The 22,026-nt window shown below is 46.8% G+C and carries 14 protein-coding genes and 3 pseudogenes; all 17 read left to right on the plus strand.

Annotated features, from left to right (window positions below):
- Nucleotides 1–36 precede the first annotated feature (36 nt).
- Nucleotides 37–941, plus strand: a pseudogene (locus ACTWJ7_RS10715) (ABC transporter permease).
- 24 nt (nucleotides 942–965) lie between these two features.
- On the plus strand, nucleotides 966–1,922 hold the full coding sequence (locus ACTWJ7_RS10720) for a carbohydrate ABC transporter permease (protein ID WP_079350575.1): 957 nt from the start codon (nucleotides 966–968) through the stop codon (nucleotides 1,920–1,922).
- 57 nt (nucleotides 1,923–1,979) lie between these two features.
- Nucleotides 1,980–3,478 (plus strand): annotated as a pseudogene (locus ACTWJ7_RS10725) (ABC transporter substrate-binding protein).
- A gap of 98 nt (nucleotides 3,479–3,576) precedes the next feature.
- On the plus strand, nucleotides 3,577–6,234 hold the full coding sequence (locus ACTWJ7_RS10730) for an endo-beta-N-acetylglucosaminidase (RefSeq protein ID WP_301878204.1): 2,658 nt from the start codon (nucleotides 3,577–3,579) through the stop codon (nucleotides 6,232–6,234).
- Between the two features lie 324 nt (nucleotides 6,235–6,558).
- A complete protein-coding gene (locus tag ACTWJ7_RS10735) occupies nucleotides 6,559–7,566 on the plus strand; it encodes a zinc-dependent alcohol dehydrogenase (protein ID WP_079350572.1) in 1,008 nt (335 codons plus the stop codon).
- 12 nt (nucleotides 7,567–7,578) lie between these two features.
- Nucleotides 7,579–8,406 (plus strand): sugar phosphate isomerase/epimerase family protein, encoded by an 828-nt coding sequence (locus tag ACTWJ7_RS10740; RefSeq protein WP_301878203.1) that lies wholly within the window; start codon nucleotides 7,579–7,581, stop codon nucleotides 8,404–8,406.
- 35 nt (nucleotides 8,407–8,441) lie between these two features.
- Nucleotides 8,442–9,320 (plus strand): AraC family transcriptional regulator, encoded by an 879-nt coding sequence (locus ACTWJ7_RS10745; protein WP_079350570.1) that lies wholly within the window; start codon nucleotides 8,442–8,444, stop codon nucleotides 9,318–9,320.
- Between the two features lie 99 nt (nucleotides 9,321–9,419).
- Nucleotides 9,420–9,851, plus strand: coding sequence for an RrF2 family transcriptional regulator (locus ACTWJ7_RS10750; protein WP_179132919.1), 432 nt, complete (start codon nucleotides 9,420–9,422; stop codon nucleotides 9,849–9,851).
- 74 nt (nucleotides 9,852–9,925) lie between these two features.
- Nucleotides 9,926–10,794 (plus strand): annotated as a pseudogene (locus tag ACTWJ7_RS10755) (aldo/keto reductase).
- A 219-nt stretch (nucleotides 10,795–11,013) separates the two neighbouring features.
- Complete coding sequence (locus ACTWJ7_RS10760) at nucleotides 11,014–12,510, plus strand: dockerin type I domain-containing protein (protein ID WP_301878201.1); 1,497 nt, start codon at nucleotides 11,014–11,016, stop codon at nucleotides 12,508–12,510.
- 21 nt (nucleotides 12,511–12,531) lie between these two features.
- Nucleotides 12,532–14,931 (plus strand): S-layer homology domain-containing protein, encoded by a 2,400-nt coding sequence (locus ACTWJ7_RS10765; RefSeq protein ID WP_301878200.1) that lies wholly within the window; start codon nucleotides 12,532–12,534, stop codon nucleotides 14,929–14,931.
- Between the two features lie 235 nt (nucleotides 14,932–15,166).
- The gene (locus ACTWJ7_RS10770) at nucleotides 15,167–17,950 is read left to right on the plus strand and encodes a histidine kinase (protein ID WP_443145408.1); all 2,784 of its coding nucleotides are present in this window, start codon (nucleotides 15,167–15,169) and stop codon (nucleotides 17,948–17,950) included.
- Nucleotides 17,951–17,990: 40 nt separating this feature from the next.
- A complete protein-coding gene (locus ACTWJ7_RS10775; protein ID WP_443145409.1) occupies nucleotides 17,991–18,158 on the plus strand; it encodes a sensor histidine kinase in 168 nt (55 codons plus the stop codon).
- Between the two features lie 23 nt (nucleotides 18,159–18,181).
- Nucleotides 18,182–19,312 carry a response regulator gene (locus tag ACTWJ7_RS10780; protein WP_079350564.1) on the plus strand — a complete coding sequence of 377 codons (1,131 nt, stop codon included), beginning with the start codon at nucleotides 18,182–18,184 and terminating at the stop codon, nucleotides 19,310–19,312.
- Between the two features lie 312 nt (nucleotides 19,313–19,624).
- Nucleotides 19,625–20,287, plus strand: a complete 663-nt coding sequence (locus ACTWJ7_RS10785) for a stalk domain-containing protein (protein WP_443145410.1) — start codon at nucleotides 19,625–19,627, stop codon at nucleotides 20,285–20,287.
- Nucleotides 20,288–20,412: 125 nt separating this feature from the next.
- Nucleotides 20,413–21,018: a hypothetical protein gene (locus tag ACTWJ7_RS10790; protein WP_443145411.1), complete on the plus strand. Its 606-nt coding sequence runs from the start codon at nucleotides 20,413–20,415 to the stop codon at nucleotides 21,016–21,018.
- A 54-nt stretch (nucleotides 21,019–21,072) separates the two neighbouring features.
- Nucleotides 21,073–21,936 (plus strand): phosphate ABC transporter substrate-binding protein, encoded by an 864-nt coding sequence (locus ACTWJ7_RS10795; protein WP_079350563.1) that lies wholly within the window; start codon nucleotides 21,073–21,075, stop codon nucleotides 21,934–21,936.
- The last annotated feature ends 90 nt before the right edge of the window (nucleotides 21,937–22,026 follow it).

Below are 22,026 nucleotides of genomic sequence, written 5' to 3' on the forward strand. Positions count from 1 at the left end.
GGAGGGACAGCCGTGCTGGGCATCTTCAAAAGTCTGATGAAGAACAAGGCGTTTCTTCTGCTGGTACTGCCGGGAGCAGCGTGGTTTATCATTTTTGCCTATTTGCCAATGTTCGGAACGATTATTGCTTTTAAGGACTTCCGGATTCATCCGGCGGATTTCTTGAAAGCGTTCTAAAAAGCGATTGGGTCGGGTTCAAGAACTTTGAGTTTCTGTTCTCCACCAGTGACGCCTATATCATCACACGTAATACTATTTTGTATAACCTGGGTCTCATCTTTCTCGGATTGGTCCTCGCGGTGACGCTTGCGATCATTATGAACGAACTGCTGAATAAACGGCTCGCGAAGATCTACCAGACCGCGATGTTTATGCCTTATTTCTTGTCCTGGGTTATTATCAGTTATTTCGTCTTTTCGTTTCTGAGTGTGGAAAAGGGTGTGTTCAACCAGATCATTACCTATTTCGGAGGAGATCCGGTCAGTTGGTACAGCGAGACAGGGTATTGGCCGTATTTTCTCATTCTGCTCGGCCTGTGGAAAGGTGCAGGATATGGCAGCGTAGTCTATCTGGCAGCAATCGCGGGTATCGACCGCTCTTATTATGAGGCAGCGATGATCGACGGCGCCACCAAGTGGAAACAGATCCGGTACATTACGCTGCCGCTGCTCAGGCCGCTGATGATCATTCTGACCATTCTGGCGATCGGCGGCATCTTCCGTTCCGACTTTGGACTGTTCTATCAGGTTCCACGGGATTCCGGTGCACTGTATCCGGTCACCAATGTCATCGACACTTTTGTATACCGCGGCTTAACCATTATGGGCGATACGGGAATGAGTACGGCTACAGGATTGTATCAATCGGTTGTTGGTTTGATTCTTGTCCTGCTGGCTAATTATGCTGTGCGTAAAATTGAAAAGGATTATGCCGTATTCTAGGCTGCGGCAAGGGAGGTGCTATCCATGAGTAACTTAAGCGAACCGATAAAGCGGGCATCTGCTCCTGCGAAGAGGAGCAGAAAGAAACCAAAAGATCTGAATGCCATTTCACCGTTATCCAATGTGGTTTTTAATATAGCCATCGGTCTGTTTGCCTTATCTTGTATCTTTCCATTTCTGTTCATCATCATCATCTCATTTACCGATGAGAAGACGCTGGCGATCAATGGATTTAAATTAATTCCTGAAGTCTGGACGCTGGATGCCTACCGATTTCTTATGGAATCCGGGCAGCAGATGGCCCAATCGTTTGGGGTTACCTTAACGGTGACGGTTGTCGGAACCGCGCTGACATTGTATTTGGTCACTACGTATGCGTATGCCATCTCGCGCAAAAATTTTGCACAGCGTCGGTTTTTCAGCTTTTTGGCCTTCTTCACCATGCTATTTTCCGGCGGTCTCGTTCCCAGTTACATTGTGGTTACGCAGGTGCTGCACTTGCGGGATTCGATATGGGCGCTGATCCTGCCGTCGATCATGAACGCTTTTTACATTATCGTTATGCGTACATTTTTCACGACCACCGTGCCGGATGCAGTTATTGAGTCGGCCAAAATCGACGGAGCTACTGAATTCGGTATCTATACGCGCATCGTACTGCCGATTTCGTTGCCGGGCATTGCGACTATTGGATTGTTCAGTACGTTAGGATTCTGGAATGACTGGTTCAATGCGCTGCTCTATATCGACAATGCGAAATTGATTCCGCTCCAGACATTGTTGATTCGAATACAGAACAATATGGATTTTGTTGTGCAAAACAGCAGCCGGGTCGTGTCCTACGACATTGCCTCGACACTGCCAACGGAGACCGTCCGCATGGCGATGGTTGTCTTGGCTACACTGCCGGTTGCGCTGGCGTATCCGTTTTTCCAAAAGTATTTTATACAGGGCCTGACCATTGGTTCGGTCAAAGAATAAGTCTGGTTGTGCCTGCCCCAAAGGGCAGTAACAATAACATTAATAAGGGGGATACACATGAAGACAAGAAAAATCGCTCTGCTCATGGCTGCTTTAATGCTTGCTTTTGCTACGATGCTTGCAGGCTGCGGTGGCAGTAATACCAATGATACTAGCGGGAATACGGCATCCGGGGAGAGTCCGGCGATAAGGACCCGGTAAAGCTCAAGGTATATCTGATCGGTGGTCCACAGCGCGACCTGCCCATTGTACAGGATGAAATGAACAAATATTTAATGGAGAAAATAAATACAACCGTCGACATCACGATGATTGACTGGGGCGATTATTCCAAACGGATGCCGGTCATTACCGCTTCGGGCGAAAATTATGATATCGCTTTCACCTCTTCGTGGGCTTATGACTATTTGCCAAATGCTACTAGAGGGGCGTTCCTGCCAATCAATGATCTGTTGGATAAATACGGTCAGGGCATTAAAGAGCAGCTTGATCCACGCTTCCTTACAGGCTCACAGATCGGTGGTCAAAACTATGCCGTGCCAGTTAACAAAGAGCTGGCTTCACAATGGGTATGGCGCTTCAACAAGCAGTACGTGGATAAATACAACATGGACATCACCAAGATTCGTACATTAGAGGATCTGGAGCCTTACCTGAAGCAAATCAAAGACAATGAGCCGGCCGACATCACTCCGCTGGCTGTTCCGAAGGGCTTTAAGCCTTATCTGGCATTCGACTTCCTGTTGGGTGACGAATTCCCGGTCGGCATCAACATGAACGGTGACACCAGTAAATACGTTAATGTGCTGGAATCCGAAGAGCTGAAGAGTTCCTTGAAAACCATCCGCAAATACTATCAGGCTGGTTATCTGCGCAAGGATGTAGCAACATTGGAAGGTATCGACAACATCAAGACAGGCAAATGGTTTGTTGACCGTGAACAGACTCAGCCTTACGCCGAACTGGGATGGTCCAGAAGCGCTGGCTATGATATCGTGACTACACCGATGCAGGATCCGGTTATTTTCACCGGCTCGGCAACAGGTGCTATGCATGCGATTTCGGCGAACTCCAAAAACCCTGAACGGGCCATGATGTTCCTGAACTTGCTGAATACCGATCCGTATCTGCGTAACCTGATCAACTACGGCATTGAAGGTACACATTACAAAAAGATTTCGGATAATGTCATTGAGGACCTGCCAGCGATGAAGGACGGATTCCAGATGCCTGGCTTTGCCTTGGGTAACCTGTTCCTGACTTACATGCACAAGGAAGATCCAGCCGATAAATGGGAAGCGTTCAAAGAGTTCAACAATTCCGCGAAAGTTGCTCCAAGCTTTGGCTTCAACTTCAATCCTGACCCGGTGAAGACGGAAGTGGCTTCAATCTCCGCCATCGTGAAGGAATTCTACCCATCCATCATGACGGGTGCGGTTGACCCGGATGAGCATCTGCCGAAAGCGATCGAGAAGTTGAAAGCGGCAGGTCTGGATAAAGTGATTGCAGAAGCGCAAAAGCAATACGATGAATGGCAAGCTGCAAATCCAAAATAAGTCTGAATTATAAAGTAGACATGGAAACGTCTGTCCGGTTTGACGGGCGTTTCTTCTTACCCTGATTGGATTGCCAAAATTGGATTGGAGGGTATGGCATGAAAAAGCTTGGTGCTAGTCTCATATTGGTCATAATGGTATGCGCTGCTCTTTCCTCAGCGGCCTTGGCGAAGCAACCTTATTCATCGTATTGGTTGCCGGAGCAATTGCTCCAATGGAATCCGGTTTCCGACCCGGATGCGGCCTTCAACCGGAGCACTGTTCCGCTCCAGAGCCGTTTCACGGGGGACGGTGTTAACCCCAATGCAACGAAAGATGCGAAAGTAATGGCGTTGTCTGCGCTGAATCAGGGAACCAGCGGCGTTCCATCGCAGGGCTCGGATACATTCTCTGCGAATACGTTCTCTTACTGGCAGTATGTCGACAAGCTCGTATATTGGGGCGGCTCGGCGGGAGAAGGCATTATTGTGCCGCCAAGCGCTGATACGATTGATGCGGCACACCGGAACGGAGTGCCAATCATGGGCACGGTGTTCTTCCCGCCATCCGTGTACGGTGGCAAATATGAGTGGGTGAAGCAAATGCTTCAGCAAAACAGCGACGGTTCTTTTCCGGCGGCGGATAAACTGATCGAGGTCGCTGAGTACTACGGTTTTGACGGCTGGTTTATCAACCAGGAGACCGAGGGCGGAACAGCCGCAGACGCACAGTTGATGAAGGCATTCCTCCGTTATCTTCAGGACCATAAGCCCGCGGGAATGGAGATCATCTGGTATGATTCCATGACGAGGGAAGGCAATATTTCCTGGCAGAATGCGCTGACGGACCGGAACGCGATGTTCCTGCAGGATAACGGGAACAAGGTATCAGACAGCATGTTCCTGAACTTTTGGTGGAATGACCTTGGCAGTTCTGCTGCCAAAGCCAAGAGCCTGAGCAGATCACCATTCGAACTGTTCGCAGGCATCGATGTCGAAGCTAAAGGGTACGATACCAGTCTGAAATGGAATTCGCTGTTTCCTGAGGGAAAACCGGCTGTGACTTCGCTCGGCATTTACCGACCTGATTGGGCGTTCAACAGCGCGGACAGTATGACTGATTTCTTTGCTCGTGAGAATAAATTCTGGGTAGGACAGAACGGCAACCCGGCCAATACGGCGACAAGCCAGGCTTGGAAAGGGATTGCGAACAATGTGGTTGAATCTTCGCCGATAGATCAGCTGCCATTCACCACCAGCTTCAATACGGGCAGTGGCGAGAAATTTTATGTGGATGGCACGCAGGTGCGGGAGACCGGATGGAATAACCGCAGTTTGCAGGATGTGCTTCCGACATGGCGCTGGTTAGCAGAGAGTAAAGGCACGGCGTTGAAGCCTTCTCTCGATTGGTCGGATGCCTACTATGGCGGCAGTTCCCTCAAGGTAGCGGGTACGCTAAGTTCAGCAAATACCACCCATCTAAAGCTGTATCAAACCGATCTGAAGATTGAGCCAGCTACCAAGCTGTCGATCACGTATAAAACGCAGAACAAGCCGAGCATGAAGGTTGGGCTAGCTTTTGCAGACCATCCGGACCAGTTCGTCTTTCTGGATGTAAAAGACAAAAAGGCATCGGGTTGGACGACGGACATCTTGAATCTGACGCCTTACAAAGGAAAGCGGATTGTGGCACTGTCTTTGTATTTTGACAGCAAGGAAATCATATCGGATTATGACATCCATATCGGTCAGATTTCCATTCATAACAATTCTAATCCAGTGAAGCCACTTGAAGCGGTTCAAGAATTAAATGTCATCCAATCCGACTTCCGCGGGGGCATTTACGGCGATGCCAGGTTGCAATGGAAAGCGTTGGACGAGGAAGTTCAACAATATGAGATTTACCGCGTGCTGCCCGACGGCAAAGAGACTTGGGTCGGTGCGACCGCCAATAACGTCTTCTATGTGCCTGAGATGAAGAGAATCAACGCGGAACAGGCAACTGTACTGAAAGTCGTGGCAGTGAATGCAAAATATGAGCCCGGCCAGGCTGCCAGCGTGACCATCCAGTGGCCAGCGTATCCGAAGCCGGAAGCAGGATTCAAGGCCGATGCAACACTTATCGCACCGGGTCAGCAAGTGCATTTCACCGACCTCTCTTCCGAGGTGACGGAAGGCTGGTCGTGGACTTTCGAGAACGGCAGTCCAGGGATCAGCACGGAACAGCATCCAGTGGTAACGTATGACAAGGAAGGCACGTACCGTGTGACGCTTACAGCTACCAACAGCTCGGGGCAGGATACGGTAACGAAGCAAGCTTTGATCACCGTCAGCAAGGGCGCTTCCGGGGTCAAGAATGTCGCACTTGGCAAAACGGCGACTGCGGACCATGCCTGCGGACCTGCTGAAGGCGCGGGAAAGGCGATCGACGGCAAGGTGACCGACAACAGCAAGTGGTGCGCACTGGGGAATCAGCAGCATTGGTTGCAGGTTGATCTCGGCAATGAACATCAGATCAGTGGTTTTGTCATCAAACATGCGGAGAGTGGTGGGGAATGGTCCGGTTTTAATACGAGCGACTATTCCATCCAGGTCAGTGCTGATGGCGTGAACTGGTCCGATGTAGTTCAAGTACAGGGGAACATGGCAGCCGAAACATCGGACGCGATTGCGCTGGTTAAGGCTCGTTATGTGAAGCTGAATGTGCTGAAACCTACGCAGGGCGGCGATACGGCAGCCCGAATCTATGAGTTTGAGGTTCATGGGTTGCAGCCGTAGTTGGCGGTTGAGAAGTGACAAGTGTAGCTGTGGAATTAGCAAAAAAGGAACCATGCGGCCAATCCGGTTTCAATGACGGCTGGCTATGATGAAGCAGTCAATCGTCTAGCGGGAGTACGGCACCGCATCACACCACGGCTGAATAGGATTGAACTTGAGGCTCACAGATCATTGGATCTTGTGAGTCTTTTTACGTTTATGCTGGATTCACTTACAAAGGTTTTAAAATCGTTGTTTTAGATAAAAAATCGGTTTTGCAATCAAAGACATGGCTAATGAAAAGTCTTATATTGTAGTTAAAACGATAAGAAGGGAGTGAAGGTAATGAAGAATAGAAAGATCATGTTTACTCGTCCGCTGCAAGTGGAGACGGTAGAGGAGGACTTTATTTTGCCACCCCTAGGTGAGAAGGAAGTATTGGTAAAATTGATCTATTCCCTTATCAGTCCAGGAACGGAGCTGGCGATGTTATCGGGAAAAGAAGAATGGGCCAAGCTTCCCGTATGTCCGGGGTATGCGAGTGTAAGTGAAGTGATCGAGGTGGGGCAGGGTGTAGACCATGTTCAGCCTGGGGACGTTGTGTTCCATTATGGTCATCATGCTGAATATCAAGTGGTATCCACAGATCATGTTTTCATCAAAGTTCCTGAGAAGCTGGATTTGAAGTGGGTTCCCTTTACCCGTATGGCGACTGTAGCGTTCACCTCGGTTCGTGTATCCAATATTGAACTTGGGGATGTTGTGGGCGTGACGGGGCTCGGATTGGTAGGGAATTTGGCTGCTCAATTGGCGCGCCTGCAAGGTGCAACGGTGATTGGTGTGGACCTGTCAACGGAACGAATCCGTACAGCTCAGGCATGTGGGGTTGACTATACGCTTCATGGCGGAGAAGATAAAGTAAAAGAAAAGATACACACCATCACGAATGGAACAGGTGTCTCTACCCACATTGAAGCGACGGGTGTGCCCAGTGTAGGTGTTCAAAGTCTGGAGTGGATCGCAAAGCTGGGAGAGATTATTTTCCTGGGCAGTCCACGAGGCGAATATAACACAGATGTCACCGATATATTGAACTATTGCCACCTGTATGGACGAGGGTGCATTACGTTTAAAGGAGCACATGAATGGCGCTTCCCGGTGGAGCCGAATGAATTCGTCAAGCATTCCCTGGTGAGAAATTCGAACATTGTATTTGAACTGATGTTAAAGAACCAGCTGCATATCGAACCATTGATCAGTCATGTGATGAAGCCGGAACAAGCGCAAGAAGCATACGAAGGCCTAAGAATAAATAAAGACCAATATAACGGTGTACTGTTTGACTGGTCCTAGGAGGAGATTGGAATGATTAGAGGGTTAACAAGAGCAGGCTTGGGGAACATCGAGTCCAACGAACAATATATTACGAATGCTGCAAAATACGGATTTCAGTCTGTAGATTTGAATCCGCTCTCATTGATTCAAGAGGTGGGTCAGGAGCAGGCCAAATATCTGTTGGAAAGTAATCAGGTGATCATCGGTTCATCCGATCTGACCGTAGAATGGAGAACCACAGATGAACAATTCCGCGAAGGACTTCAATCTCTGGTTCAAATGGCAGAAGCCGCTGCTTCGTTGAACTGTTACAGCTGCTGTACCTATATTTTACCTTCCACGGATCAGCAAGCAGCATCGTTTATGGCGGCAGCTACCAGACGACTGAGACTGTGTGCAGATATTCTGGACGCATATGGAATTCGACTAGGATTGGAGTTTGTTGGTTGCCATCATCTGCGAACTCAATGGAAGAATCCATTCATTTGGAGTGTGGAGGATACGCTGGACTGGATCGAAACGATCCATGCTCCCAATGTAGGTTTGTTGGTGGATTCCTACCATTGGCATACGAACGGTTTAGCGATCGAAGAAGTGTTGAATCTAAAGAAGGAACAAGTTGTTCACGTCCATATTAATGATGCCTATGATCTACCCATTGAAGAATTGCTGGATTATGAGCGTTTATACCCTGGTGAGGGAGTAATCGATCTGCAGGGGTTCTTGAAGAACCTGCAAGCGATTGGTTACACAGGCGTCGTATCTCAAGAGGTGCTGGCACCAACGCTAACCCTCGATTCAAGTGAATTGTTTGCCAAGTCCAAAGCAGGCTTCGATAGCGTGTTTGCCAAAATATAAACCGGATCAGAGAGAAGGCAGTTGGGGGATCACATGTGTATGAGCCATGGATGAATAGCATTTCGCCATTCGTAAGGGCGGCGAGAATGACGGAATCCTTTTCTTTGGCAGGGGAATGGATAGACCACGATCACGTGTATACATACATTGAACAAGGGGAAGCGGAGTTCTTCTTGAGTGGTGTGAAATACCTGGTCCAAGAAGGCGATATGGTGCTGATGCATCCATTCATGTCTCATATCATTCGGTCCACCTCCACGCAGCCATTGATTCAGTATATTTTTCATTTTGATCTGTATTATGAGGAAGAGCGAAGTTTATTGAAGAACACGAGTGCAACTCATACTGAAAGACCCGATATGGCGGATAGAGAAATGAATCTGGCTTCCATACGCCCCATCTCTCATTTGCAGCTAGCTGATCGAATCGAATGGAAAATGAGATTTGCGCTCATGCATAAGGAGTTTCAGGAGCAACGGGGAGGATCTTCGTTAATCACGAAATCCATATGTTTGGAATTGCTGCATCTGTTCTTCAAAAATCAATCCGAAGATCAGAACCAAGAGGGGAACCTAACCAAGGGGTGGGCATTCATTGAAAAGTCGATTCGTTATATTCATGAATGCTACGCCGACCCTCAATTAAATAATGCTGCCATCAGTAGACATGTCGGTGTATCGACGAACCATTTATCGCATTTGTTCAAAAGCAAGCTGGGCATTACCCTTCACAAATATGTGACACATATCAGAATAGAGCAATCCCAGAAAAGAATTATAGAAGGAACACATAATCTAACCCGGATAGCCGAGGATGTTGGCTTTTCGAGTATTCATCTGTTCAGTCGGTCTTTCAAGGCTGCTGTAGGCATCACGCCCAGTAAATATGCAGCGATGAAATCGAGGGTAGAGTGAACTCAGTAAAGTTAAGGGATGGAGATTGTGTTGTAGTTGCTAACTAAACATAAAAGATATATAGTATATTCAGAAAAGAAATAGTAAGGATGAATCAAAGTGGCATATTCTACAGCCTTATCACAGGGAATCTCTATTCTTCTCTACGTTCACTCCTATACCGAGAAGAACTGTTACAATTACCTATCGACCAAAGTGATATCGGAGCAGCTAAATATTCCGGTACCTACGACGGTAAAAGTCATTCGAAACCTGAATAACGCCAAACTGACGATGGCCAAAGAAGGTGCCAAGGGCGGCATACTGCTTGCTCAGCCTTTATCGGAAATCACAATGTTGGATGTATTCCTGGCAGTTGAACCCGGCAAAGACTTGTTTAAAATTCATACCGATGTAAAGCTCCAGGGACAAGACGTGGACGACGTGAAACGAAAGGTCATTCATCATCTTGAAGGTGCGGAGATCGCAATGCACAATTATTTAAAAGAAATACGGTTAACCGATCTGTTCCATGAAGAGAAAAAGGGTTAACCTCTTTTTTGGATTTAACTAGATATAATATATATCAAGTATATTATGATTTGTTTTTGGGAGGAGCGGTCAAAATGAATTTGCATACCAAAGTGGTTGAAGCCAGAAACGGGGTTCCCATTCCTCAACTGGGGTTTGGAGTTTACAAAATAACGAAAGAAGCAGAATTTACAACAGCGATTCGCGAGGCCATTCAGGTCGGGTACCGACATTTTGATACTGCCCGAATCTATGGGAATGAGAAAGCGCTGGGGCAGAGATCCGTCATAGCCAGATCCCGCGTGAGCAATTCTTCATTACGTCGAAAGTCTGGAATACAGATCATGGCTATGAAGCGACCAAGAACGCTTTTCAGAAAACGATAAACAAACTGGGTGTGGATTACCTTGACATGTACTTAATCCATTTTGCCTCGCCCAAGTATATCGAAACGTGGAAAGCGATGGAGGAATTATACGAGGAAGGCAAGATCAGAGTCATTGGGGTCGCCAACTTTGAGATTCAGCATCTGGAGGAATTAAGGAAGCACACGAAAATCTTGCCGATGATCAACCAGATTGAGACGCACCCGGAGTTTCCGCAAAACGAATTACGTGCCTATATGGACAAACATCAGATTTTGCATGAGGCGTGGGGTCCGTTGGGGCAGGGAAACAAGGTATTGTTGCAGCATCCTGTATTGAAGGAAATCGCCGATCATCATCACAAAACGGTGGCTCAGGTCATTTTGCGCTGGCATCTGGAACGGGGCGTCATCTTGATTCCCAAATCATCCAATCCAAAGCGGATCAGAGAAAATAGTGAGATCTTTGATTTTGAGCTATCCGCTGAGGAAATGGAAAAGATCAGTCGTCTGAACTCGGGTAAGAGGTATTCGATCCAACCGACAGGTTATATTGTGAATCCGGTTTTTAATACATTGATGAAACTTTTTATTCGGTAGAACGAAGCGATCGATCAGTTGCAGTGTCATGTCTAATTTATATGAATAAAACATTAGCGATAGGGATTAACGGGTGTATCCGTCAATTCCTTCGTTTTTTTTTGAGGAAAAAAGGGCTTCCCCTCCGTATTCTATTGGTTCTGAGGTTTTCAGTGATTGTTAAGAGCTGCTATGTATATTGAAACAGTAAGTCATCAGAAAGGCTAAGGAGGAGAACAATTGAGTCTATACATTGGAAGGGGTACAAGAGTGAAGTTTATACGGTGGACTGTGCTTGCTCTTGTCATTACATTACTCACAAGCGTGGGTTTTCCAGCTTCATCGGTACTGGCTGCAACAACACCCATTTCGTTAAGCCAACCTACAGACATTGAGTTCTATAAGACGGTTGATGGTGAAACAGAGATGTTGATCGCAGACAGCGGCAACAATCGGGTTATTCGGGCTACAGCGGAAGGCGAAGTGCTGTCCACCATGGAGGTCAACCAAGTAACGGCGGTAACGATGGATAACGATGGATTAATCTATGCAGCCCAATCAGGGGCATCCTTACAGATCCATATTTTTAACCCGGATGGCACAGTAAACGCACCACCCATCGACTTGAACAATAAATATTGGATGAACTTTGGTCAAGGCGTGGATCAAAGGTATATTCGAAATGTCATCAGATTTAAACAGTACAACAAAGAAGCTATAGGTGTAACCTATAGCGAGAACAGCTTGGTGAATAATGCTATACAGAAAAATACTAAATTTTCTTTTACTAACCTGGACAACTCAGGAAGTGGAAGCAGGATCAATTTGGAGGAATACTCCAGTGTAATCTCCGGTAATAACGAGGTGGGACAAAATATGTGGTATACCTATAATAATGGAGTCTATATCTACCCTTTGGTTAGTATACAGAATTCAACAGACAAGCTTGCAGATCTGACACTGGATGTAGTAAACAAACGTTTATACGTTGTGAGCGAGAATCAGATTATGCAAACGGGCTATGAAGGCTTCGTATATCCTAACGCTCCTGTCTTGAGTACATGGGTGAGTGGAAACGAGACTTATCCCATTGACCTCAGTAATCAGATTGCTTTCGGACCGGAAGGCGAAGTGTACATGGCTGATACGGCGAGAGACCGTATCGTCATTTTCAGTGCAGACGGAACTTCTGCTCGTACTCTGGGTCTCAGCCAAGATAATACGCCTAAGCCGGCTGTGGGTGCATTTTCCAAAACAGTTAAACAAGGGCTACCAGTAACCTTTACATCCACCGATTTTGAAAGAAATTATGCCGATCCAGAGGAGCGGCCTATGACGGATATACGCATTACGTCTCTCCCTGACAGCGGCAAATTGCAGCTGAATGGCATTGATGTCGTGAAGAATCAGGTTATTCCTGTCGCAGAGTTGAACACATTGGCCTTTGTTTCTGCTTCAGCTTTTACAGGGATAAAGACAACGTTTGGCTGGCAGGCCAACAATGGAGCTGTATTTTCGGATAGCGTGGATGTAACGATTATGCTGCGAATTAAAGGTGATGCCAATGGTGATGGTGTGATTACACCTGCAGATGCCTTATTAGTGAATAAATATATCAAAGGTTTAATCACGTTAACACCGAGTCAGATTGAAGCGTTGGACATGAATGATGATGGTGTACTAGATGCCAAAGATTCAGCCCTGATTATGGGCGTTTTCTTGGGGATTAATTCGTAAAATTAGAAGGGAGTGACTATCTTGCCAAAGCATAAGGGACATTTAATTTCTGTAAAATCCAAACGGTCCATGAAGACGCTTCTGACTATGCTGCTCACGGTTTCCATGATCTTTTCGTGGCTTCCTCAGGCACAGGCCAGTGTAGATCCTGTCATTCATATCGGAGAAGTATCCGGTAAACCAGGAGACATCGTCGAAGTGCCTGTATCCTATGATTCAAAAGGCTCAGAATTTTCTTTTTATCACTCAGAACTGTCTTTTGCCTATGATTCGGCTGTGCTTGAACTCGTGGAAGGGGACGAGGTTGTAAACCGCCAAGCCTATGAACATTATCAGGGAGTTAGCCTAACTGAAGATACGTCTGCTCCAGGGAATATTTCAGTGGTAATGACGACGCAAAATTTCATTCAGGAATCCACGGCGCTATATTCCCTTCATTTTAAAATTAAAGAGAGTGCGGTTATCGGTTCAAGCTTAGTAACTCTTCATGCGGGCGCACTGGTGAAGGAATTTGATCCGTTCCAGGTGACTGGAGAAGCCGGGCAAGTTACTGTGCTGGCAGATGAGAAGCCGGTTGGGAATGTTATTGTCTACATCGGATCAGAAGAAGGAAAAGCAGGTGACAAGGTAACGCTAACGGTCGAAACGGTGACGCTTAACCAACCGATTGGCTCTTACGGGGTACGCATGAAGTTCAATCCTGCAGCCTTGCAAGTTACTGATGTTACAGGCAATCCGGGAATACGACATCATGCGAATAATGAGACAGGATCGCTTATCGTGGGCTGGAGTGATGCAAATGGAGGGCTGAGTCCTATCCCGGCGGCGCCCAAGACCTACCAGACGTTGTTCAAAATTGAATTCACGATTACCTCCAATGCTGTTGCAGGCGAGTATCCGGTGGAGTTCGTCAACGAGACGCTACTCGAAAACTTCACCGTGACGGATACGGATGGGATTGAAATGAAGAAACAGGCAATATCAGGCGATATCACGGTCGTTGGTGAGCCAACAACACCAACAACACCAACAACACCAACAACACCATCCAATCCGGGTTCGTCCAGTTCAGGAAGTTCATCCGGTGGTTCGTCAACACCATCCACGCATGCAAGCACTTCCGAGAAAATTACAGTAAATGTGACTAATGAACGGAATGCGAATGCTATTGTTTCAGCAACAATCATCGAAAGAACAACAGGGGCAGATGGACGCAAAAAAGACGAGGTGAATCTGACGGCTGAGCAGACTTCTCGTGCAATTGAAAGCCTGAAGAAGGCCGGTTCGAATATTGCCCGGATCATGATTCCGGATGAGAAGGACGAGGTATCCGAACTGAACGTGAAGCTTCCAGCCAAGTCTACTTCACTGATGGCTGATGAGAAGATGAATCTGTATATTGAAACGGATAATGCTTCCCTGCAACTTCCGGCGAATTCTTTACAGGGACTTGTCTCGGATATTTTCTTCCATCTTGTGCCGATCAAGGATGCCGCAGGACGTGAAGTGGTGGAGCAGCGTATCCAGAAAGATCCATTAATCGTCAAACAGTCAACCAATACCGCCGATTTCCGCTTGGTAGGTCGTCCAATGACGATTGAGACGAATATGAGCAGTCGTCCAGTGACGGTTGTGCTGCCAATCAGAGATACAAACCTGACGCAGAAGGAACTGGACAAGCTGCAAGTATTTATTGAACATAGCGATGGAACGAAGGAACTCGTTAAGGGTAAAATCGTTAAGTTTAATGGAACAGATCAACCCGGAATTGAGTTTGAAGTCACCAAGTTCAGCACATTTTCCATTATTTTGATGAACGGAGACCAGTCATCAGCCTACATTCAAGGCTATGCGGATGGCACGTTCAGACCGAATCAGGCGGTTCAGCGTGCTGAAATGGCAGCCCTACTGTCTCGCGTATTACCGTCGGACAGCGATGAAGCTACGCTCAGTTCATCCTATCGGGATATGCCTGTTGCTGAATGGGCACGCGAAGCGATTAAAAAGGCGACTGCGGCAGGATATATGCGAGGCAATGATGCCGGAGATTTCATGCCAGGGCGTTCCATTACACGAGCCGAGATGGCTGTCATTATTGAGCGGATTTTGAAAACTCAGGAATTAGCTGCGGATGTAAACGCAGAAGCAACTGCAGCAACAACGGCTGTGCCAAACGAAGCTACTGATCTTACACAGCACTGGGCTCGCGAAGCAGTTCAGCGTGTATTGGCAGCAGGTATCATGAGTGTGTCGCAAGACGGAGCATTTCGTCCGAACGATGCTGTGACACGAGCAGAGGCCGTTACATTGCTGAATCGTCTGGTTCATATCGAACCTGATCTGTCCGGTACATCCAGATGGAAGGATGTATCTGTAAATCACTGGGCTTACGGCGCAGTCCAGGCTGCATCCCAGAATTAGAATGTTGAGTGCTGATCATGCTTGTTCCTATCCTGAGCTAGGGACGAGCATGATCAGATGAAGTCCAGGAGGCATCTGCGGATGCCTTTTTTCATCGTTATATCCTAGCTTTGAAAAAGGATGGACAGCATCAAGCGTGAGTGCGAAAATAACGCTATATTGAGAGGTAGCTGCTACGGAAGAAGGAGAGATGACTGTCATCAGAAAGGATCGGTTTTTGTTAGGGGTTGGATTAATGACAATGCTGCTTGCACTCGTGGTTGTGCTGCAGATTACGGGTGAACGAGAGACGCCTGTTGCCAAGCAGGGAACTCTGGAGCTGGCAGATTTCTCATGGACAAGCCATACTATTATTCCACTGGATGGAGAATGGGAATTCTATCCTGAGCAGTTGCTCTCACCACAGCAGATTCATCTAATGCGTATCAAGCCCATTATGATGCAAGTGCCTGGTAACTGGGATGAGGATGTGATCAATCAAGGCTATCCAATGAGCGGGAAGGGGTATGGAACCTATCGCCTGATTGTGCGGAATGTCCCTCAGGGAGAGCAGCTGGCAATTGCGAAACGGTATGTTCGCTTCGCGGATACGATGTATCTGGATGGGCAGCTGATGAGTCGATCAGGGCTTCCCGGCACGTCTGCGGAATCCTATAAACCGCGCAATGAGCCATATACGATTTATTTTCATACGGAACAAGCAGATCTCGAAATTGTGTTACAGGTAGCTAATTTTGATTTTCGCAGCGGTGGCATCTACAACTCGATTGAACTGGGGTATGCCAGTCAGATTGAAAGAAGAACGATGATTCAGTCTGGACTGGAGCTGTTCATCATGGGGATTGTAGTCATCTTTGGTTTGCTGTTTTTCTATCTCTATCTTCGTCTGCATCGTGATCGCATTCAGTTGCTTTACGCACTATTCTTCTTGGGTTTTGCCATTATTGTGGTGACGAATGGGGAGCGTCTCTTATTACAGCTTGTACCGGGAATTCCCTTTGAATTCGCGTTCAAAATGAAATATGCAGCGGTATATGGCGTATCCGTCGTTGTTAGCATGATTACATGGAAATTTGCCCCTGGACAGGGGAAAACGATCAGAAGATGCCTTCAGCTGCCAAGTGCTTTGCTTGCTCTATACGTCGTCCTGATCGTGCTATCCCCATTTCGAGTGTATTCCTCCATTCAGGAAGGCATGTATATCGTTAACCTGTTGTCTTATGTCTTATCATTTGCTGTCATCCTGCATCACTATGTTATGAAGAAATATGAGAGCAAGAGTCGTTCGCAGTTACAACTGCTCATCATATGTATCTGGCTTATGCTTGTAAACAACGTTCTTGGCATCCTCGTAACGTGGTATCCGGTGAGTCAGATTCTACTGAATTGTACAACATTAGTTATTTTGAGTGTCTTCGCCGTGCTCCTGATCTATCAATATGTTCGAGCTTATGATGCGATGCAGCAGCTTACGAAGCAGCTCCAATTATCGGACAAGGTAAAGGATGAGTTTTTACTTTTGACATCGCATGAGCTGAACTCGCCGCTTCATAGCATCATTCATTTGTCCCGTTCTCTTCTCGGAACGTCGTTGAGACGTACGAATGAGATGGAAATTCGAGGCAAGCTTCAGCTCATACGCAATACGGCATACCGGATGTCCAATCTTGTAAATGATCTGATTGATATGTCCCGATTTAGAGACGGCAATATGAAGATTGCGGTAGGCAATGTTGATCTGGTGTCCTGCCTTTCTTTGGTCACGGAGGTGCTCGGGTTTCTGGCTACAGGAAAAGGAATCCTTATGGTACGGCGGCTGGAGCCTGAGGCCCGCTATGTCATTGCAGACGAGAGCCGTCTACTGCAAGTGCTGTACAACCTTGTCTATCACATGATTGGTCAGCATAGTCACAGGGAGCTGGTATTCGAGTGCGAGCGGCATCAAGAGCGAGTGCGGATTATACTTCGTTTTGAGGCACGTACGGAGCAAATTGCCCGATTTGGGACAGAAGAATCCCCTGATTTAGAGAGTATGCACAACGGTTCAGCAGGCTTGTCTGTTGCAGCAGAGCTTGTCAGCATTATGGGGGGCCGGCTTAGCGTCAATGATGAATCAGAATCAATTCAGATCGAGCTTCCATCCGCAGCAGATGCTGACATGAAGAACGTCATAGAGACTGCAGTATCTCAGGAGAAGCACGGAGAGGATTTATCGGGATTGCCGTCCGGCAATGTTTCAGCAGCCATATTGATTGCAACAACTGATCTTGTGGATATGGAGCACTTGAATACATTACTTTCTACAGAAGGTTTTCAAGTGAGTTTTGCGGACTCTGACATGGAGGTGCAATCGCTACTTGCAAGCGGTAAGCTGCCCGATCTCGTTATTGTAGATGCGATGCTGCCCTCGGTTACCGGTTATGAGGTGTGTAAGCAGATTCGGCTGGAATTCAGCCAGGTGGACCTGCCGGTTCTGTTTATCAATATGCGCAGTACTCCAGCGGATATTGAGGCTTGCATTAAGGCAGGAGGCAACGATTTTATTACACGCCCGCTGGATGCGGGTGAGATTCTGGTCCGAGTACATACCTTGCTCGGTATGAAACGGTTGGTGAAGGAAGCGGCGAACAACGAAATGGCGTTTCTTCGTTCACAGATCAAACCGCATTTTCTGTATAATGCCTTGGGTACGATTATGTCGTTATGTTTCACAGACGGGCCTAGAGCGGGAGAACTGTTAGGCAGCTTCAGTCGTTATTTGCGAATTCTTTTTCATCTGGATAACTCGGAGGAATTGATTCCGCTCAGCAAGGAGATGGAGTTGATTCAGGCCTATGTAGAGATCGAGCAGGAGCGCTTCGGTTCACGTCTTCAGGTTGAATTGAATGTGGACAGATCACTGTATTCCTGTAAAGTGATGCCACTCCTCATCGAGCCACTGGTGGAGAATGCTATTCGGCATGGGGTGTCGAAGAAGATTGATGGAGGAACGGTTTCGGCTATTCATTCAAAAATGTGAAAATCAGGTTCAAGTGGTGGTTGAGGATGATGGAGTTGGCATGTCTCCTGAGCAAGTGGAAAGTATCCTGGACAGAAGCCATGCCGAGCAGGGAATTGGTTTGCAAAATGTGCAGAGGCGACTGAAACACCTGAACGGACAAGCACCTGTGATCCAGAGTGAGCAAGGTCACGGGACGAAGATAACGATTGAATTTCCATACCAATAAATGATGTAAAGGGGGAACTTGCATTGATCCAAGCGTATTTGGTGGATGACGAGCCGCATGCTTTAAATATGCTGGAAATGTTCCTTGCTCGAACAGGTAAAGTACACGTCGCAGGGCGTGCGGCTAATGGCTTCGATGCGCTTGCTGCACTTGGGGACATCCGGCCGGATATCTGGTTTTTGGATATTGAGATGCCAGGAATGAGCGGATTGGAGTTAGCGGCGAACATACACGATGTGGAACCGGATGCCGTGATCGTGTTCACGACCGCTTATGATCAGTATGCTGTGGCCGCTTTTGAACATGAAGCACTGGATTATTTGCTCAAACCGATCGAGATGGACCGCTTGTCACGGACCATTGAGCGATGGACGAAGGAGAAGAGCAGATCCATGGATCCCGTTGTCGTCAATTCCGATAGTACGGATAAGTTGTTTGTCCAATTGCTCGGAACCTTCCATGTTGCAATCACAAACGGAAAGACGCTGATGTGGCGAACAGCCAAAGAGAAGGAGCTTTTTGCGTATTTGCTGCTGAATAACCCTGCGACAAGTGCGGTTCACCGTGATCGTATTATCGAAAAGTTATGGCCTAATGAACCTTATGAGAAAGCTAAAATTTATTTGCATACCTGTGTGAGCTTGTTACGAAAAAACTTGCGGAACGTTGGTATTGAACATTTGTTGAGATATAAAAGTGAGCACTATATCCTGGATAAGGAACGGATCAGAGCAGACGTATATGATTTTCTGGACGTTTCGTTCAGGATGGAGCAAGAAGTAGATATGCCGATATCGCTAATCGAGCAAACCTTACATTTGTATCAGGAGGAACTGTTACCGCAGGAGGATTATCCATGGGTATTGGAGCTAAGTCATCGGCTGGAGCAATTTTCCTTGGAGCTTAAGTTGAAGCTTTCCGAGAAATATCTGAATTCCAATAACGGCAGAAAAGCAGCAGAGGCAGCAGAACGTGCAATCAGCCAATCACCATACGAAGAAGAAGCCTACCGTCGTGCCATGCAGGCATACTTGTACATGGGCAAACATGATCATGTGCTCCGAATCTATCGCAATCTTAAAGAAAGATTGACCGAGCTTAATATTCAGCCCTCTCTTGTCACGAGACAATTATATGAACAAATTGAGGTCTGAAGAATCAACATTTTCTGTAATACTGCAGCCGCATATTAACACAAAAAACGAGTCGTGGGTCGTATTCCAGCGACTCTTTTTGTGTGTTATGAAAACATTGACAATTCGTTAACAATTCCAGGATTTCCCGTTTACAAATCTCTCCTATAATTACAATCGTGATAGGTAATTTTTACTATGAACGTGGAAGTTTGGGGGATGAGCCGGACAAGCTCTCATAAAGACGATACATGCATTGAATACCAGACAGCAGGGCACGACAAAACAAGTCAAATTAAATGGAATAGAGAAGGGTGACAAGAGATAATGTCAATGAAAAAGGCGTTAGTAGTGTCCATGGTAGCCACAGTGTTAGGAACTTCTGTGGTTAGTGCAGTATCGGCTGCTCCTGCAGCCAAACCTGCGGCTAGTGCAGCCCAGGTACAAAATTCCACGCTTACAATAAACGGTAGCAGTATCATCGTCCGTTCCATCGTTAAAAATGGAGAGACTCTCGTGTCACTTCGTGATGTGATCAAAGCCATTGGCGCGCAAGCAGAAGTAAATAGTGGAACGACAGTGATCAAGTTGAATGATCACACCGTAACACTGCAAAACAAAAGCAAACAAATCGTGGTAGATGGCGCCAAAGTAAATTTGAATCAACCAGTTACCATTATTGGTGGTACAAGTTACGTTGCACTTCGTCCACTGGTGTCCGGCGTTGGCGGTACGATCGTCAAACGAAACGGACTGCTTGAAATCAGCACGGTATCCTTGCTCGAAGAAGTTGAGAATCCACGTTTTGCCGGAGCGGACAAGTTGATTGTTTCCAAGAGCAACAACGATGGCAGAACGGATTATCTCGTGAATACGACAAGTGGTAAATACGATCTGTTGTTAACTACAGACGGGGATCAGATCTCGTCATTTCTCCGAGCGGTGATCAAGCGGCTTATACAAATGCAGAAGGAGCCGTATACGTCATTGATCTGAAGACCAAGTCTTCCAAACTGATCACGAGCGACAACAGCATTAAGCCGGAACTGGTATGGTCTGCTGACGGGAATGCAATCTATTTCCTGCAAGGGGATAAAGGTTCCGTCATTGCCAAGCTGAATTTGGCCGATGGCGCGATTACGAAAGTGGTCGAAGACAAGGTGGACTATAAGGAAAACCTGAATGTTTCTGCTGATGGCAAGAAATTCATCTATACGGTAACGACACTTGGTACAGTAACTTCCGATACAACCAATGTGGATGAAGACAATGTATCCATTGATTTTTCAGCCAATCAACAGCAGGTATTTTCGTATAACACAGAAAGTTCAAAACCAGAGGCGGTGAAGCTTACAACATCAACCGATGATAAGGTGTTTGTATGGTCTGCTGACGGACAAAAAGCTTACTACGTGAGTGTACCTTCCGAAGATGGTAAAGCATCATTGCTGTCTGTGGATTCATCTCAAAAGTCTACGTCGGTGTATGCCGAGTACGATGTAGAACAAGCGATTCTGTCGGGTGGCATCTTGTATGTACTTGCGGCCCAGGATGACAGCAATAGTGTGATCCTTTCGATTGACCCGGTAACTGGCAAACAAACCAAGCTGTACACCGTATCTTCCGACGTATCCTCCATTTCCGTTGCCGGATCGCAAATCTCAGTGGTGGAGAATGGCCGAGTTCTGGTACAAGCTGGCGGCAGCTGGAGAGCTGTTACGAAGTAAGGTTTGACATGAAGTAACATTAAAGCTTTTTAATTCGAGAGGAGTTTAGTTAACATGAAAAAATGGATCAAACCCTTCACAGCAATGCTTATGGCTGTATCTCTAATTGGTGGACTTGGTGGCGCAACGACGGCATCTGCTGCCAAGAGCACAGAGAAAGGCAAAATTGTCATTAACGGTTCCTCAGCGCTGCTTCCGCTCACACTTCAGGCTGCCAGTGAATTCAAGAAAGATAATCCAAAAGTCAAAATCTCCGCTTCCGCAGCAGGTTCCATCACAGGTCCTCAATCCGTTCGTAAAGGGATCGCAGACATTGGCGCTGTAGACTGGGATGCATCCAAAGATGTACCTGGCTTCAAGAAATTTGATGGTTTGGTAGCCAATCCGGTAGCTGTAACAGTGTTTACGGCTGTTGTGAACAGCAATGTGGGTGTAAGTAATCTGACAACCAAACAACTGCAGGACATCTTCTCCGGCAAAGTGACAAACTGGAAGGAAGTTGGCGGATCGGATGCCAACATCGTTGTGGTTAACCGTAAGTTTGGTTCCGGCACACGAGTTAACTTCCAACAAAAAGCACTGGATGGTAAGGACTTCATGAGCAAAGGAGATAACTACAAAGAGGTTGGCTCCAGCGGTGATATGAAAACAACGATTGAAACGACACCTAATGCGATTGGTTATATTGACCTTCCTTATGTAACTAGCAAAATGAAGGCTGTATCGATCAATGGTGTAGCACCAACTGAGAAAAACGTCCTGAACAAAACATATAAAGTATGGGGCATTGGATATTACATGACCAAAGGTCAACCTACTGGAGCAACCAAAGCGTTCATCCAGTATATCCAAAGCAGCAAGTTCCAGAACGGTTCCCTGAAAAAGCTGAAATTCATTCCGCTTGCTGCCGTAAAATAACAAGGCTGCGAACGTTCGCCATTTGTGTATTTCATAAGGAAAGGGATAGCCAGCTTCTGCGCACGGTCGCCAAGCTGGCTTCTCTATGTG

This window comes from Paenibacillus sp. 1A_MP2 (genome assembly GCF_052244825.1).
Taxonomy (GTDB): domain Bacteria; phylum Bacillota; class Bacilli; order Paenibacillales; family Paenibacillaceae; genus Paenibacillus; species Paenibacillus vandeheii.

Excerpts from the sequence above, each read along its gene's own strand:
- ACTWJ7_RS10720 (WP_079350575.1), top strand. The coding sequence starts at position 966 with ATGAGTAACTTAAGCGAACCGATAAAGCGGGCATCTGCTCCTGCGAAG.
- ACTWJ7_RS10730 (WP_301878204.1), top strand. The coding sequence starts at position 3,577 with ATGAAAAAGCTTGGTGCTAGTCTCATATTGGTCATAATGGTATGCGCT.
- ACTWJ7_RS10735 (WP_079350572.1), top strand. The coding sequence starts at position 6,559 with ATGAAGAATAGAAAGATCATGTTTACTCGTCCGCTGCAAGTGGAGACG.
- ACTWJ7_RS10740 (WP_301878203.1), top strand. The coding sequence starts at position 7,579 with ATGATTAGAGGGTTAACAAGAGCAGGCTTGGGGAACATCGAGTCCAAC.
- ACTWJ7_RS10770 (WP_443145408.1), top strand. The coding sequence starts at position 15,167 with ATGACAATGCTGCTTGCACTCGTGGTTGTGCTGCAGATTACGGGTGAA.
- ACTWJ7_RS10775 (WP_443145409.1), top strand. The coding sequence starts at position 17,991 with ATGTCTCCTGAGCAAGTGGAAAGTATCCTGGACAGAAGCCATGCCGAG.
- ACTWJ7_RS10785 (WP_443145410.1), top strand. The coding sequence starts at position 19,625 with ATGAAAAAGGCGTTAGTAGTGTCCATGGTAGCCACAGTGTTAGGAACT.
- ACTWJ7_RS10795 (WP_079350563.1), top strand. The coding sequence starts at position 21,073 with ATGAAAAAATGGATCAAACCCTTCACAGCAATGCTTATGGCTGTATCT.